The sequence below is a fragment of the Gracilibacillus alcaliphilus genome (genome assembly GCF_016909015.1).
GTDB lineage: Bacteria > Bacillota > Bacilli > Bacillales > Amphibacillaceae > Gracilibacillus > Gracilibacillus alcaliphilus.
The window spans coordinates 43,252-59,197 of the sequence record NZ_JAFBFA010000034.1 but is presented as its reverse complement, the minus strand read 5'-3'; the positions used below and the strand labels follow the sequence as shown (position 1 = coordinate 59,197).

Annotated in this window: 14 protein-coding genes; 3 read left to right on the top strand and 11 right to left on the bottom strand. The window is 37.4% G+C overall.

Going from position 1 to position 15,946, the window contains the following annotated elements; translation table 11 throughout:
- Window positions 1-80 precede the first annotated feature (80 nt).
- Window positions 81-869 (top strand): CPBP family glutamic-type intramembrane protease, encoded by a 789-nt coding sequence (locus JOD18_RS19480; RefSeq protein ID WP_204670792.1) that lies wholly within the window; start codon window positions 81-83, stop codon window positions 867-869.
- Window positions 870-950: 81 nt separating this feature from the next.
- Here JOD18_RS19480 and JOD18_RS19475 read toward each other — a convergent pair whose 3' ends face one another.
- From JOD18_RS19475 to JOD18_RS19425, 11 genes are all read right to left on the bottom strand, one after another.
- Window positions 951-2,030 (bottom strand): hypothetical protein, encoded by a 1,080-nt coding sequence (locus JOD18_RS19475; RefSeq protein WP_204670789.1) that lies wholly within the window; start codon window positions 2,028-2,030, stop codon window positions 951-953.
- 79 nt (window positions 2,031-2,109) lie between these two features.
- Window positions 2,110-2,880 carry a hypothetical protein gene (locus JOD18_RS19470; RefSeq protein WP_204670788.1) on the bottom strand — a complete coding sequence of 257 codons (771 nt, stop codon included), beginning with the start codon at window positions 2,878-2,880 and terminating at the stop codon, window positions 2,110-2,112.
- Entirely contained in the window at window positions 2,877-3,812 is a 936-nt protein-coding gene (locus tag JOD18_RS19465) for an ABC transporter ATP-binding protein (protein ID WP_204670787.1), read from the bottom strand. The genes JOD18_RS19470 and JOD18_RS19465 overlap by 4 nt, the downstream gene beginning before the upstream one ends.
- On the bottom strand, window positions 3,805-4,596 hold the full coding sequence (locus tag JOD18_RS19460) for a MerR family transcriptional regulator (RefSeq protein ID WP_204670786.1): 792 nt from the start codon (window positions 4,594-4,596) through the stop codon (window positions 3,805-3,807). Before JOD18_RS19460 ends, JOD18_RS19465 begins: the two co-directional genes overlap by 8 nt.
- A gap of 1,063 nt (window positions 4,597-5,659) precedes the next feature.
- Window positions 5,660-6,319, bottom strand: coding sequence for a Vat family streptogramin A O-acetyltransferase (locus JOD18_RS19455; RefSeq protein ID WP_204670785.1), 660 nt, complete (start codon window positions 6,317-6,319; stop codon window positions 5,660-5,662).
- Between the two features lie 14 nt (window positions 6,320-6,333).
- Window positions 6,334-7,227 (bottom strand): Vgb family protein, encoded by an 894-nt coding sequence (locus JOD18_RS19450; protein ID WP_204670784.1) that lies wholly within the window; start codon window positions 7,225-7,227, stop codon window positions 6,334-6,336.
- Window positions 7,228-7,752: 525 nt separating this feature from the next.
- On the bottom strand, window positions 7,753-8,337 hold the full coding sequence (locus tag JOD18_RS19445) for a DNA-directed RNA polymerase subunit alpha C-terminal domain-containing protein (protein ID WP_204670783.1): 585 nt from the start codon (window positions 8,335-8,337) through the stop codon (window positions 7,753-7,755).
- Between the two features lie 238 nt (window positions 8,338-8,575).
- Window positions 8,576-9,988, bottom strand: coding sequence for a catalase (locus tag JOD18_RS19440; protein WP_204670782.1), 1,413 nt, complete (start codon window positions 9,986-9,988; stop codon window positions 8,576-8,578).
- Between the two features lie 697 nt (window positions 9,989-10,685).
- Window positions 10,686-11,549 carry an RNA polymerase sigma-70 factor gene (locus JOD18_RS19435; protein ID WP_204670781.1) on the bottom strand — a complete coding sequence of 288 codons (864 nt, stop codon included), beginning with the start codon at window positions 11,547-11,549 and terminating at the stop codon, window positions 10,686-10,688.
- 5 nt (window positions 11,550-11,554) lie between these two features.
- Entirely contained in the window at window positions 11,555-12,853 is a 1,299-nt protein-coding gene (locus tag JOD18_RS19430; protein WP_204670780.1) for a phytoene desaturase family protein, read from the bottom strand.
- 328 nt (window positions 12,854-13,181) lie between these two features.
- A complete protein-coding gene (locus tag JOD18_RS19425) occupies window positions 13,182-13,709 on the bottom strand; it encodes a cupin domain-containing protein (protein ID WP_204670779.1) in 528 nt (175 codons plus the stop codon).
- Window positions 13,710-14,198: 489 nt separating this feature from the next.
- Between JOD18_RS19425 and JOD18_RS19420 the strand changes: the two genes are divergently transcribed.
- Window positions 14,199-14,816, top strand: coding sequence for a DUF47 domain-containing protein (locus JOD18_RS19420; RefSeq protein WP_204670778.1), 618 nt, complete (start codon window positions 14,199-14,201; stop codon window positions 14,814-14,816).
- Window positions 14,817-14,831: 15 nt separating this feature from the next.
- Window positions 14,832-15,830: an inorganic phosphate transporter gene (locus JOD18_RS19415; RefSeq protein WP_204670777.1), complete on the top strand. Its 999-nt coding sequence runs from the start codon at window positions 14,832-14,834 to the stop codon at window positions 15,828-15,830.
- Window positions 15,831-15,946 lie beyond the last annotated feature (116 nt).

The window sequence follows — 15,946 nt, the reverse complement described above, 5'->3', positions numbered from 1 at the left end:
CTTTAGCTTTATATTTTTATTCTACCAAATAAAAAACTGTGTGAGTAAGAAACCGTACGCATTTCTTACTTACACAGTTAATATTACACTCCCCAGTAGCCAGTTTTATATTGCTAACTAATCTCATTTTTTTGCCACTTTTTTGTTTAGTGGGCTTGATAAGTCTGTCAGAACTTCCAGAATGGCTCTTTGACCTCGCTTTCTGTGTATCTGCTTGGTCCTCAACCTTTGCTTTTGTCATACTATTCCATAAAATCTATCCTGGGGAAAATTTTATTCAATTTGTAAAAGGTAGATTCAAGAATAAAATCAAATTTTCTGTAATTATTCCTGCGGTTACGATTCAAGTTTTTATCTTTTTGATCATTCTCCTGCTTGTATCTAAAAGTAATGAAGCAAATTCTATTTTCACTGTTTCTTCTACAGGAATGTTCATCTATTTCTTTATGACAAACCTTCTTGCTGGACCACTCGGAGAAGAACTAGGATGGAGAGGCTTTGCTCAAATTGAGCTCCAGAAGAAGCATTCATCATTAATGGCTTCCATCATCATAGGATTTTGGTGGGGAATGTGGCATTTGCCTATCTGGTTTACTACCGGGCTTGCAGGTATTGATTTAATCCAATATATACTATACTTTATGATTGCAATCATCGCGACTAAGATTGTTATGACAGCCTTTTATAACTTAAATCAGAATTTAATCGTCCCCATCATCATCCACCAATTTTTCAATTTTTTTGCTGGCGTCATAAATGGAAATGTAATAGATATAATCATGTATAACGCCATTTTTTATTTAGCAGCAGCGGTTTTAATCAGCCTCATAAATCCAAAGAATGTATTGTATGGAGATACAAAACAATAAAAATTGATCATGATGCCGGCATGTACGTGTGCTGACAGGCCTGTCTGCTACTTGTTTGATGGAGTATGTCACCCAATCATTTTATAACTCGTTAAATTTGATTTGATAACAGAATGCCAATTTTCTATAGTAGTCTTTTTCCACTAAGTCAGTCGGTTTTATTTTGGCGGCAGGGCTCTGGAAATATTCTAAGTCAGCTGTTTTCAACATGTTATAGACAAACTGTGAACAAAACATAATATTTGGCCGAATCGAGAACTTGGTAACCAATCCCACAAAATTATAAGCACTGCCTGTTTCGTTAATTTCCTTTACTTTATCAATAATCTTCTGCTTTTGTTCCTTGGAAACTTTCAGACTGTAAACTAATATTTCAGCATCTTCTTTTTTGTGAAATTGTGCTAACTGCTCTTGATTCAAACCAGGTGGAGAAACTTTTTCTCCACCGTTGTAGCTCAGAATCGTTTTTAAGTCTCTGTCAAAACTTAGAGAAACATGATTATACACTTTTTGGGTAAAAACAGAAATCAGCTCGCTTGCAGGACTCCCAGTACTTGAAATAATAATATACAAATGCCTATCGGCTAAACTTCGCTGACATTCCTCAAAAAATGCCTCGGTTAAAGTGTTCTTATTTACATATTTAGTATAGCTGTGCCTAGGAATATCATCCATTATTTCATTCAGATTCTCTCGGGATAATGAATTCCTGCCTTTTTTGATTGTCTTTCCCATGCTAACAGTATTTTTCTGTATTTCTTTTAACATATTAAAGCTTATGGTAGTGGCATCTTTTACCGAACGAGAAAATACATGCTGTATCGAATACAGATAGTTTAAATATAATATGAAAAATGGGACTGCCATAAAGATAACAGCAATAAATTTCTTCATGAGAAATAACATACCAGTATCCGTACCGGAAAAAACAAATAATGTATTAAACACCTGTTGGGCAGTCATGATTAGTAAATAAATAATCGTAAAAATGATTTTGGTAGTTTTTTTATGTTGTGATAACCATACATGTCCAATTAAAAGCACTGCTGTAACAGCATATATGACCGCATATAAGCTTAGATCCTTTACTGACAGCAAAAATATTAAAAAGAATACAAGCAGAAATTGTATTAAAAATAGATAAATCTTCTTTATATTCATTGTTCTTCTCCATATAGAATAAATTTTAATCCTAATATAAAGTGTAGCAGAAATTGCCTCTTAATTATTAGCAAAATGCTTAAAAATCCCTTTTTTGAAATGATAAGATAGCTATAACAGAGGTTATCACCAACCAGAGAAGCAATATGCTGATGCTGATAAAAACACCTGATGTTTCAAACGATTCCGCCCCAACTGTACCAGATAAGCTATGGATTGCCGACTGAGGTAAAAGAGGGAGCAATACTTTTTGGATTGTATCTGGAAACATGTTAAGAAGTGCCGGGATCGCTAAAATTACAATAGGAAAAGTAATACCCCCGCCGCTGCTCTTAAAAAGAATCGTTGCTGCAACACTGAGCAGGCAATAAAATACCGGCATCAGCAGAACTCCAAAAACAAATTGTCTGATGTCTGCCTCTGCTAAACTAGCAAGTGACATGTTATTTGCCATAAGAATGATTTGGCTGGTCAGATAAATTAGCGCTACCATCAGGATACTCACTACTATTGATAAGAGAAGAAAGGTTATATATTTCCCTAGAAAAAGCCTTTTTCGATTCGGCACGGCTGCTAAAGAAGTGTAGATGGTTTCTGCAGTGAATTCTCTAGATATAGTTAGTGCTGTAAAAATGATCAACAGAATACTGGCTAAATCCACTCCTAACATATTTGCTGATACAACCTCCATGACGGATAAATCTGTAATGGCAACTCCCTGTGTCACATTGGTTGTCACCGTAAAGATAAACCCTATTAATAAACTGATGCCAATGGTAAACAACAAATAGACTTTTGAAAAACGAAGAAAGAAAATCTTTTTAAATTCAGCCTCCATAATATTTCTCATGGTGTTTCCCCGCCTTCTGTCACTAGGTTATCTGTAGATATATAGTCTACTTTTCCTTCTGTTAATTCTACAAATAATTCTTCTAAGGAAGGCTGCACTTTCGTTAATTCATATAAAGCTAGCCGACCTTCCTTTGCTGTCAATCCTATTTGTTCCATATCTAATTGATAAACATGCAGTTCTTTGTTTTTCACTCGTTTCACCTCTGCACCTTTTTCTGTTAATAAAAATTGTAATTGGTTATTATCTTCACTTCTTACTTTTACAAAGGAGCCTAGACTGTTTTGTGCTAATTCATCGATAGTCATATCTGCAATTAATTTTCCTTGAGCAAGGATAATCATTCGATCAGCTATCATTTGCATTTCACTCATAAGATGACTGGACACTAATACTGCTTTCCCATCCTGCGCCAGCTTCTTTGTTAGCTCACGTAACCAATGGATGCCATCTATATCCAAACCATTAAAAGGTTCATCCAAGATAACTGTTTCTGGATCTCCCAAAAGGGCAGTTGCTATCCCTAAACGCTGCTTCATTCCTAAGGAAAATGTGCCAATGGGCTTATGTTTTACATTTTGCAACCCTGTTTCCATTAGCATTGATTCTATTTGCTTTTCGGAAATGCCGCTTGCTGCAGCGATTATTTCTAAATGCTGTTTCGCAGTTAATTTTGGGTTTATCGCATTTCCATTAATTAAAGCGCCTATTTTGGAAATAGGACGTTCCAAATCTTTATAAGGATGTCCATCAATCGTTACACTGCCCTCGCTCGGTTTCATTAACCCCAGGATCATTTTCATCGTTGTAGACTTTCCAGCACCGTTTGGACCTAAAAAGCCTGTCACAGCACCGGGGTGAATAACCAGCGATAATTGATGGACCGAGATTTTATCCTTAAAGGTTTTCGTTAAATTTTTCATTTCAATCATTTTTGTCCCTCCATATATCAGACTTGCCTGAGGATAAATATTTGTCTACTGCCTTATCGATAAAAGCATCGGTAAACTCCATCAGCCGCCGATCTTCCTCTGGCCATTGTTCCCGTTGTTTAGAGGAAGCTTTATAGGCTTCGAGTAAATCCTGACTTTCTTTTGAAATAGTGACAACCATCTCTATCCACCTTTTGGCAAAATCCTGTCCTTGTTTACTTTCCGGTTGAACATCATTTAGTATGTGAGCGACAGCTTCTAATATCAGAGCTTTCCAATCCCAATATATTTCAAAAATGGCTTCACTGTCCTCGTAATAATTCAAAAAAGTATCGGTTATATTTTTATTGAATGGAACATCTTTATATTGATAAATCGTGTCTTTGTTTAATGAGATAATTAATTGCACCAGATTTCCTATAGGGAGTGCTTGGTTATCTCTCATTCCTGCTAGACTAGCCTCAATCATAGCAATATTGCTTTTGATATCATGCAGCTTATAGTAGAATACTTCCCGTTGTTTTTCTAATACGTTCATAAGCTGCTCTGCAGTTGTGGTTTCTTCTAGCAGCTTGGTAATATCTTTAATTTTTAAACCTAAAGATTTGTAGAATAAAACCTGCTGCAGCCTGGTTAGGTCCGATTCCTTGTAATATCTCCTTCCATTTTCTTTGCTTTTTTCTAATGGTACTAAATGAATATTATCGTAATATTGTAATGTCCGGACGGTGACACCAGTTAGTTTGGAAATCTCTCCAATTGAAAATTTGCTTGGCTTTTCCACGATAACACCTCCTACTTATAATTAAATCACATTACGTTACGTCACATTCAAGTAGATAAGATAAAATTCTTAGAAAAAATAAATTCTCTTTTCCATTGAGCTTGATTTGTTATTCATTCTTTATAAGCTTTCATGGAGTTTCCTTTTCAACTTTTTACTGATAGAGTGTTTGATTTTATATACTATGGAGCCCTTGTACATATTAAATCTTCCATCTTGAAGCTGATTATTTTCAACTAGATAAGTAAAAGGGACTGTTGCACAATGTACATGCTGTATGTTGTAACAGCTTTTTGTATAATGGATGGTTCCTTTTGATTGTTGCTAGTGACGGGAAAGAGCATTTACATAAGACAGCCTTTTTTCAGTTTTCTAAACCGGCTTCAACAGCTAAGTAGATACCGGTATCTTAGCAAAATGACTGCCCCTTAAAGCTTAAACCGATAAGTTAAACCCGACGTCCGATGAAAAACTGGCTCCTTAAAGCTTAAAAAGGGACTGCCGCATCATGTAATTCCCATGGTGCAACAGTCCCTTTCAACAAGCACAATATAGTCTGTTGCTTCATTCGTGTCCACCACCAATAAATTAGTATCTTCAAAAACAACATACTCAGCTTTTATACCTTCCTGTTCAGATATTCTATTCGCCAACATATCGTATCTCTGTCCTTCAATTCAAAGAATGCCTCCTTTGCAGACTGCCAATGCACCATGCTACATCATTGTCGGTAACTCTTATGTACCTTATCATTTATTTCATCCTTCTTCTTATAATCCCCTTAAACTTATCATATTTAGTATAATCCTACAAAATAAAAACAGGAAATAAGAACCATTACATTAAAAAGTTCAGCATTTGATTCCATGGTAAATACCTGTAGACGGGAAACAGAATGTATCCGACGTTTTGGTATGAATGTACAGACAAGATCCTTTGTATGGCGCAAAGAAACAGACTGTCGCACCATGTTGTTCCCATTGTGCAACAGCCGCTATAAACAAGGATAAAATCTTTTGCATTCGGTTACTGCTACAGCCTCCCTAACATCTGGCTATCAGGACTAAATCCTCTTGTGTTTATTTTTCGAAAGCTTCTTAAGCACCTCCATATCTAAACTGAGAATAGCCTCGATATTATCGTTAATAACGTGATGTTCAAAATCCCACCATTCTATTTCTAATAATTCTTTTATTTTTGACTCCGGGAATCTCTTTTTGATTTGCTTAGCAGGATTTCCTCCCATAATGGTATAAGGCTCCACGTCTTTTGTAATTACCGATTTGGTTCCAATAATCGCTCCATCACCAATCGTTACACCAGGCATAATGACAGCGTCCATACCAATCCAGACATCATTGCCAATCATCGTATCTCCTTTTAAAGGAAGTAAATCCAGTGTAGGTGTATGTTTTTCCCAGCCATTCCCAAAGATATTAAAAGGATACGTAGAACCATCCATGCGATGATTTGCTCCATTCATAATAAAAGTAGCCCCAGGCCCTATCGAACAAAATTTCCCGATAATTAAGCGATCCCCTAGTATTTCATAATGATACAACACTTGATCCTCAAAAAGCTCTCCATTCTTGCTGTCATAATACGTGTACTCACCAGCTTCAATATTCATCTTTGTTAGTGATGGTTTGATAAATTGAACATTTTCATTTCCATCAATTGGATACATTTCATTTGGATCCGGCCCTGTTATTGTTCCAGACATATACCTACTTCCTTTCATGAATGTTTACTAATATAGCCTATTTTATTACACTCTAATGCAAACCAAATCTCTCCATCTTCATCACATGTGATGCCGTGTGGTTCGGCAGATGATGTCGGGATGTTATACTCAAGTATTTTTCCATCCATAGCTGAAATTAAACCAACCTTATTTGCTCCCCATTCCGTAAACCAAATATCATTATTTTTTCCTGCAGCAATCGCATGCGGACGTGCATGTAAAGTTGGAATATCATACTCTAAGATATTTCCATCAACCGTGATTCGTCCTATTTTATTCCCTATAATTTCAACAAACCAGATTGCACCATCAGGACCATTAACGATACCTACTGGACCTGATGCAGGTGTTGGTATGGGATATTCCGTTAACTCCCCTGTATTCGTCATCTTTCCAATAGCATTATTTTGATTCTCTGTGAACCAAAGAGCGTTATCTGAACCCTTAGTGATAAAAGCAGGGTAAGCTTCCTTATTTGGCAGGTCATATTCAAAAATAGCACCACTAGTCGTTATCTTTCCTATACGGGCTCCTTTCATTTGCGTAAACCATATATCGCCTTCTGGCCCCTCTGTTATTCCATATGGTTCCGAATCAGGATGTGGCAGTGCATATTCTGTAAAATCACCAGCGGTTGTCAGCCTGCCTATTTTATTCGCTGCATTTTCTGTAAACCATATGTCACCGCTGGAAGTAACCGTTAAGCACATCACCTTAGCATTAGGAGTAGGCACCGTATACTCTCTTATCTCCCCACTCTTATTTATGCAACTGATTTGGTTTGCTTTATACTGCGTAAACCATACATTTCCATCATTTGCTGCAGCAATACCATAAGGACCCGAGTTGGCTTTGGCAATTGCAAATTCTGTTATATGCTTTTTCATACTAGTTCCTCCTCTATTTGGCTCATTGATTTCTAATCCTAAACTGATTTTTTTACTGTGATAAACATAAAAAAACTCCTATCCATCTCTGAACAGGAGGTAAACATACATACCAAAAAATACTTTTTGATGATGATGACGTACATTACTCATCCTATTCAGAAAATGTCATGTTATAAATATCTAGTTTCTGAATAGGAAAAGGATGCACAAATGTCTTTTCTATTTTGCACTATTGGAGTAAAAAAGCACAGATCAATCCTATCCAGAAAACGTTTCGTAACTTATAACGAATGTTTTTCTTATAAATAGGATTAATAAATCATGTACTCTATTCACCCTTTCACGTTTTATCTACTCTAATTTTAAACATAATGATTCGGAAAAATCAAGCTATTATTTAATTAAAAACAATATGGTCTGACAGATACCACCGTCCATGAAAATGCTAGTTGTCCTAGGCATTTGATTCATTTGTGTGAACCTTAAGATTTACACACCTTACAGCAGATTAGAAAATATCTGTTAGTCCATTATATAAGTGGTAATCCTTTTAATCTTCGCATCTTTCTTATTGCTGACAAACTCAAAAAAGTCTGCACTATAAATTTGTCTGCCATCATTTAACGTCACTATCGTATGCACTGCACCTTCTTTACCATGGGTAAGATTGATAGCGATTTCGATGCTGCTGAGATGGTAATCGGCTTTGGCTATTTTTTGACAAAAGTTCCGAAACCCATGTGTTTCATCCTTATTAATCACGCGCCATATTACGTCCTCTGTTAAGACATCTGTTAATATTTCTTCCTTTCTGGCTGCGCGTCCTATGATAAAATCACGAATCATTCTTCTTTTCGGTGCATTGTCACATTTTAAATCACCAATTACTGCAAAATCTGTATTAAATGAAAGTGGATTATCATCAGCAAAGCTTAAGCCTTTCTCTGCTAGTGTATCCTTTAATATTTTGACTGCTTTTGGCCCGACACCGTGAATCTTAAGCAGAGTCTTTTCATCAAGCTTAGCAACTTCTTCAAGCGTTGTGATGTTTATATGCTGAAGCGCATTTGTCGCCGGCTTGCCGATTTTAGGAAGTGGACTACTCATAGACAATTCAACTCCTTTTAAAATGTAAATATATGTTTTTATTGGATAGATAATTGTCATAGGGAATATTTTTTATTTATTATACCCAAACTTTTCTTCTATTGGAAAGGGATAAATTTCTAATGGAATATAAGAGGATGGTTTGCTGGATAACACTTTAAATCGAAAAACGCCCCAAGTGATCAGCACTCACCTGAGACGTCATTTAGTCATATTAGCAATATTGTTCTATCATCTTTTATTCTCGCAAACCTGCCGATATACGTTCACCAAGTTCACGGGAAGCAAGAGAAAGATACTCGATCACCTTGACTTGTATGGTTCGTCGTATTCCTGTCAAGGCAGTAACGAGATTTGAAACAAGGTGAGATTTTTCTACTTGCGATAATGATTGATAGAAATCCCCCGCTTGTGAAAAATCATCTTGCCTTGCTATCGTCGAACGCAAAAACTTACCTTCTACATATCTTTCTTCCCCACTTGTTTGCAAAACGCCTGGCTGCCAATGCTTTTGTGCATTCACCGGCACGTTGCGGAATAGTGGACCGATACGATAACGCTGAGAATCCCAGTATATATTTGCCCGACCTTGTAATATCCTATCTTCGGATAATTCCGCACCATCTAATAAGTTCGATGGTGAGAATGCAATTTTTTCCACTTGCTCCATATAGTTTTCCGGATTACGATTGAGCACCATCTTCCCGACAGGATGGAAAGGAAATTTCATTTCATCCCAAACTTTTGTGTCATCAAGTGGATCAAATGGAAGCTGTTCTCTATCCTTCAGATCCATCATTTGTACGTACAGACCGTACTCTACTACTTTCCCGCTTGCGATCGTTTGGTAGAGATCTTCACCAGCGTAATCGGGGTTGATCGCTGCGAGTTTTTCTGCCTCTTGGCTTGTAATATATTCTTCACCATCAAATGGAATCCAACAGTATTTAATGTAATGGCGTTTCCCTTCCGCATTTCGCCACACATACGTACTGACGCTGTAACCGGGGATTCGCCGCAAACTTTTCACTGTGCCTTGGTCAGAAAAGAGTCGAACGATAAAGTTGGTGGATTCCGGCGTGCTGGCGACAAAGCTCCAAAGCCGTTCTGGGTCCATTAAGTTGTTCCGTGGTGATGGCGATAATGCTTCCACACTTTCTGGAAAACGCATAGGATCACGCAACAAAAAGACGGGAATATGGTTGCAAATAAGGTCAAAGATTCCGTCGTCTGTGTAGAACTTCGTTGAGAACCCACGTATGTTTCGTGATGTATCCGGAGTACCTTTATTGCTCGCCCCCAGCGAAAAACGAACCGCGACAGGGACTGTTTGACCAGCACGCTGAAGAAAAGGAAGTTTTGTGTATTTGCTCATGCTATTTAACGTTTCAAAGTAGCCGAAAGCACCAAATCCTTTCACATGTAAAGGTCGTTCCACAATTTTCTCGTGAATGAATGTTTCCAGTTTTTCATGAAGAATATTATCTTGCTCTAATATTGGACCATTTTTGCCAACTGTTTGTGAATATAATGGGGGAGGATTATCCGATTGCTTATATTGACGATCCGCATGCTTGTTTTCTGTTATTGTCTCTGTTTTACGAACGGAAATAGGTTTTCCTTGTTGAGGATTTTGCTTGTTATCGCTCATTGTTTCCTCCTTGTGAAAAGTTTATCTACTTTATATTGTTATGAATAGGCCACTTTCAATATGCTTCACTATCAAAGAATAATCGAGCGGATTAAAACACAAAAAGTGAGAAATAGGGAAGGCTGAAAATATGAATTACAATCGTGAGCGTCGAAAAAAGCAATAAAAAACAGAGCAAATGGAGAGAAATTTGCTCGAAAGTTAGAATATCAAAAGATGTCGCTATTACTGATGGCGAAAACTCTTTGCAGATAAGTGACGACCCTTCACTTATGATTTTGATCGAGAACGAATTCGGAACACTTGGCGCACCCAAGAGATGATGGCAAATCTGCATCTCTTAAGACTAAATCTACAAGCTGCTATCAGTTTGGATTTGTTTCGGACAATAATATTTTATTAGAACAAATCTGGGGCACGATTGGACCAATGCTTACTTGGATTCCTTGGGGAGTGGCATTGGGATTAGCTGTGCTATCGCGTACTATTATCGACGGCGCAGACACTGTCGTCACTGCGGCAGAGAATAGGTATCAAAATAACGTTTGATCGAAATGGAATGCAATAAGCCTGATTCAGCAAGATCTGAGCCTGTTTTGAAAAATATAAATCAAAACAGGCTCTTAAAATGGTAACGGATTTTTTTGTAAAATAGGTTGGATATTTTCTGATTATGTTCTGCAATCAACACACCTTTTTATTGTTGCAAGTGGCTAAGTTTTTCTGGATTTGCCATTATATAAATACGCCAAATTTTATTATCTTGGAACTCCATAGAGCTGACATACACGATATTGTCATTAATTGATACGATAACGCCCGGATATCCATTTACAACTTCAAATTCTATTTTTGCGTTTTCAGGAAGCTTTTTCATTATACTGGTAAACAAAAGGACAATTCGCTCCGATGTATAGATTGGATTTAGCGCTGCTTTTACTTTGCCGCCTCCATCAGAAATTAGTACAGCATCTGTCTTCAATAACTCCAGCATTTCAGAAATATGCCCTTTTTGAAGTGCCATGGTAAATTGTTCTACACTGCTTTTCATCGATTGAAAATCCAGTGTAGAAGCATTCGGACGATTCTCCATACTTTTTTTGGCTCTGTGAAAAATCTGCCTGCAATTGGCTGATGATTTTTCAATGGTAGCTGCAATTTCTTCATAGCTATACTGGAACACTTCTCGTAATAGAAAGACAGCCCGTTCATCTTCAGATAACTGCTGCAAAAGCAAAAGATAAGCAGTCGAGATAGATTCCTTCATCAAATAAGTATGAACAGGATCATTTCCCTCCTCTATCAATGGTTCTGGCAGCCATTCCCCAATATAAACTTCCCGCTTATTCGCAGCTGATCGCAATTTGTCTATCGAACGGTTCATCACGATCTTACATAAATACGATTTTTCGTTTTCAATCACTTTTTCATAGCTAACACGGTTATATGTTAGGAATGCCTCTTGAACAAGATCTTCTGCATCTGCCACACTTCCCGTCATTCGGTAGGCAATCGAAAATAACAAAGGTTTATATGTCTGGTATAACTGTTCAGTTTCCAAAGCAATTAACCTTCCTTTCCTAAAATCAGTTTATTTGTTTTTAAAATTTCTCGTGCTGCACGTTTTCCACTCGCAACGGCCGCATCAGCCAATACTTCTTCATGACCTGCCCAGTCTCCTGCTATAAAGATTCCTTTCATTTCTGGTATGTTGGGACCTGGGTTTTCTTTACGTCTTACATGTGGAAAATCATGCGATACTGTTAATTGTGGTAAAAACTGTTGCACTACTACTTCTTCCCGCCACCCTGGATGAAGCAAATCCATTACTGATTCTAATTGTTGTTTATCTGTTTTTGTGTTAATTTCTTCTTTTGGATGATGGTATTTTGCTAAACTTACAACTAGCGTCCCATCCTCACTTAGCTTTGCAGCCCTCGATTGGTTCGTGAAAAACAGAGTTTGGTCGAGTCCAATCACAAATTGATGTTGTGGGTTTGGTAATTTTTTCATCCCGATATCCAAACAGCATGCCGTCAAAGGAATGGCTTGTTCCTTCCAAAGACCCAGCGATGTCTGTTCTGCTCCATTTATCATATTCATTGCCTCTTTCGGAGGAGCCGTAACGACACAATCAGGCACATGAATGACTGTACCATCTGAGCATTGTATGATTTGATAGTGCTCATGATGTTCAATACCTGTCACATTTTTATTTGTTAATATTTCCGCACCGCATGCTTCTGCCTGATTCTTAAGTTTTTGAACTATCGTTTCCCAGCCTCCGTCAACATATAAGACACCCGTCTCTAATGAGCGCTGCACCTGCTTCAACACTGGCTTTGCCAACTGTAAAGACGCGGCATTCGTATAAGAAGTTAAACGACAAATCGAATAAAATATATGTCTCGCCATCGGATCGGATATTTCAGCATCTGCCCACTCCATCAGACTAATTTCTGGAATGGAATCGGTATTTAATTTCATTATCTTTAACATTAGCTTACCGAATATAAATTTAGCTTTCCATGACAAAAGTGTGGATGACATAATTGACGAAAAGTCAGTTGGTATAACATGAACAGCATGATTTAAAATGCCATGAATACGAACGTTTTTTGAGGCATTCCGACCTGAAAGAGATATTCCTAGTTCGGTGAAAATGTTTGCAGCAGCCCCTGACAAATACAGTGCATGCGGTCCCAAGTTCATAAGAACCCCATTTTTAACATTTGTCATCGCCCTTCCGCCAAGGCGGTTGGATCTTTCCAAAACAGCAACTCTTTTTCCTTCCTTTGCCAAAAAATTTGCTGCGGTTAACCCAGCCAATCCTGAACCAACGATTACTACATCATATTTATACATGTAAAATCCCTCCTAAATATCGTTCTGTAATCAAAACGTTTGAAGAAAGGATTTTGTGACAGTAAAAAGAAATAACATGGTATTTATATTTCACAGTGAACAGATATTATAATAGTGCACAAAAATTATGTTATTTTCCTCTTACTACTAAAAAAACAACAAGCCCTTTATCTTTTCAGCCAAGGTAGATGCCCGCTACGAAAAGTCGATTTTCGCAGGCACGGTTTCTGCGTTACCCACACGGTGTGGCTGATCTTAGTAGAAGCTCCCCTACCGCCAACTCCGACATTCGCTGTGTCATTGACTTTTTGAACAACCTCTATTAGGCTTATATTCGATATCCGATTGCATGCGCCAGACGGGCTAATCCCCCTAACACCATTTTCTGCAAAAAAATTGGTGGTCCGGCTAAATATCCATCTATACACTCCCACGCCATTCCCAACCATAAAGGGTTTCGAGGTATACCTTTGGAATTCAAACTGTTTTGTACTTCTAATTTATGAATAAGCTTGAACATATTCCAATGATTACCTGGCGGTCGAATTTCATGAATGGCTATTAACCGATCTTTACTCTCATTCCAGAATTGATGTACCTGCTTGGGATAAATTTCAATATGCTGACCAGACCCAAGAACGTGCTCTTCGCCATCTACTATGAAGCGCATCTTACCTTGCTTCACTGTAAATGATTCTTTCAGCATTGGATGCCAATGAGGACCATTCAAAGGACCTGATTTTGTTACCAAATGTTCTACAATTAAGTAATCTCCATAATGATCCGTACCCTGATCAAGCAAGCTAATAACTGTCCCATCTGAATGAGTTAGTATCTCTTTCGATGCAGCTAACATCTGTATTACCTCCTAATTGTAATGGTGTACTGATACCTTTTATTTGTTTCACTAAACAAGACGAAGAGAGCGTTCAATTTGTGACAATGGCAAGCGAAGACCGAAAAAATCGTATTTATTCAAAAGCCATCACTGAATATAGCAGCCTAAGTTGCCTCAGCTGCACCATAGTGTTAAGGGAATTAGTCTGGATTCAACTTTATTTTTATGAATAGGAAGTATATTTCTGTTTAGTATAACACTTATTTGTGGCGGTTCAATAAATCAGACATTACGGAAATCGAAGTAAAACGGTAACTATATTGAATTCGACCAAAAAACAAGCGTAATGTTTGGGTATTCTTCATTAAAAAATGCAAAATATCAAATGGAGGAGTATAATGGAAATTGTCGCGACAAAATCGACAAAAAACAACGAATCATTAAATCGCTAATAATAAATATATAATAATCAAGGCTGAGTTTCCTTTTTTAATGGAGGTTAAAAATATGTTCAAGAAAAAACCAGATAAATTTTCCCTTTATCTAGTAGATTTTGCAAAGCATTTATATAAAACAACAGACTATTTTGTTCATTTTAAGGTGAAAGATCCGCTGACATTGAGGCAGTTTTCGAATACCATTAAGCAGCATGAATCGCTTGCTGATGATAAGGTTCATGATATCATTAAAGATTTAAACCAGGCTTTCATCACCCCTATTGAACGGGAGGATATTCTGCAGCTCGTGATGAATTTGGATGATATTATGGATGAAATGGAAGAATTCTCTGCCAAAATGGATATTTATCAGATAGTGTCTTCTAATGAGTATATGGATCGATTTACGAATTATATACTGAAATGCTCAAAAGAGATTTTAACATCAATGGAATTAATCGCAAATTATCAACTAAAAGATGTAGAAAAGCACGCCATCCAAATTAAAGAATACGAAAGTAAGTGTGATGATTTATATCGTGAATCCTTAAGGAATTTATTCCAAACAGAAAGGGATCCCATTAAAGTGATCCAATACAAAGAAGTTTATGAAACATTGGAAGAAATAGCAGACTGCTGTCAAAACGTAGCCAGCACCCTACAAAGTATTATTATGAAAAATGCGTAAATGAGTGATTAAAAAATGGAATTTCTCTCTATAATAATTGTATTAATTGTAATTTTTGCTCTAGTTTTCGATTTTATAAACGGATTTCACGATACAGCAAACGCGATTGCAACATCGGTATCAACTAAAGCCCTAACACCTAGAAGAGCAATTATGTTAGCGGCCATCATGAATTTTATTGGAGCATTGACCTTTACTGGTGTCGCCCAAACGATTACTAGCGGTATTACGGATCCGTTTGAATTAGATAATGGTTTGACGGTCATTCTCGCTGCTTTACTCGCGGCGATTATCTGGAATTTAGTTACATGGTATGCAGGAATCCCAAGTAGTTCATCTCACGCAATTATTGGCGCTATTACTGGTGCAGTTATTGTTTCAGCAGGATTCGGTGCCATTCATTTTCAAGGCTTTCTCTCTATTTTGGAAGGGTTAATCTTTTCTCCGTTTATTGCCTTTATCATCGGCTTTATTTTGTACGGAGTTATTAAAGTTATTTTTAAAAACAGCAATTTGGCAAAGACCAATAAACGTTTTCGACTCGTACAAGTGTTAACTGCAGCAGGACAATCCTTCGCCCATGGTACCAATGACGCTCAAAAATCAATGGGAATCATTACGATGGCATTGATTGTCGGTGGTATGCATGCAACGACAGATATTCCATTTTGGGTGCAGTTTTCTTGTGCGGCAGCAATGGCACTTGGAACGTCTGTCGGTGGATGGCGAATCATTAAAACAGTCGGTGGGAAAATTATGAAAATACGCCCAGTAAATGGCGTTGCAGCTGACCTTACTGGTGCTACTGTTATCTTTGGGGCAACACTCATTCATTTACCGGTGAGTACAACCCATGTTATTTCGTCCGGTATCCTCGGGGTTGGAGCCTCTCATCGAGCGAAAGGCGTTAACTGGGGTGTAGCAAAACGGATGGTTGTTACCTGGGTGATCACCTTACCGATAACTGCTGCGCTTGGTGGGATTATTTATTATATTTTGGATTTGTTCATCTAACAATCATTTTGTCTATTGTAGCTGTTACAAACCATTAAGAATATGATATGGAGATGAACTTCATACTTTCTCTGCAGAAAAGCTACTAGTGACTTTGTTTTAAAAATCTACAAATT

Coding starts and splice junctions, on each gene's coding strand:
- JOD18_RS19420 (WP_204670778.1), top strand. CDS start 14,199: ATGTTCAAGAAAAAACCAGATAAATTTTCCCTTTATCTAGTAGATTTT.
- JOD18_RS19425 (WP_204670779.1), bottom strand. CDS start 13,709: ATGTTAGCTGCATCGAAAGAGATACTAACTCATTCAGATGGGACAGTT.
- JOD18_RS19475 (WP_204670789.1), bottom strand. CDS start 2,030: ATGAATATAAAGAAGATTTATCTATTTTTAATACAATTTCTGCTTGTA.
- JOD18_RS19430 (WP_204670780.1), bottom strand. CDS start 12,853: ATGTATAAATATGATGTAGTAATCGTTGGTTCAGGATTGGCTGGGTTA.
- JOD18_RS19415 (WP_204670777.1), top strand. CDS start 14,832: ATGGAATTTCTCTCTATAATAATTGTATTAATTGTAATTTTTGCTCTA.
- JOD18_RS19440 (WP_204670782.1), bottom strand. CDS start 9,988: ATGAGCGATAACAAGCAAAATCCTCAACAAGGAAAACCTATTTCCGTT.
- JOD18_RS19455 (WP_204670785.1), bottom strand. CDS start 6,319: ATGTCTGGAACAATAACAGGGCCGGATCCAAATGAAATGTATCCAATT.
- JOD18_RS19450 (WP_204670784.1), bottom strand. CDS start 7,227: ATGAAAAAGCATATAACAGAATTTGCAATTGCCAAAGCCAACTCGGGT.
- JOD18_RS19470 (WP_204670788.1), bottom strand. CDS start 2,880: ATGAGAAATATTATGGAGGCTGAATTTAAAAAGATTTTCTTTCTTCGT.
- JOD18_RS19445 (WP_204670783.1), bottom strand. CDS start 8,337: ATGAGTAGTCCACTTCCTAAAATCGGCAAGCCGGCGACAAATGCGCTT.
- JOD18_RS19465 (WP_204670787.1), bottom strand. CDS start 3,812: ATGATTGAAATGAAAAATTTAACGAAAACCTTTAAGGATAAAATCTCG.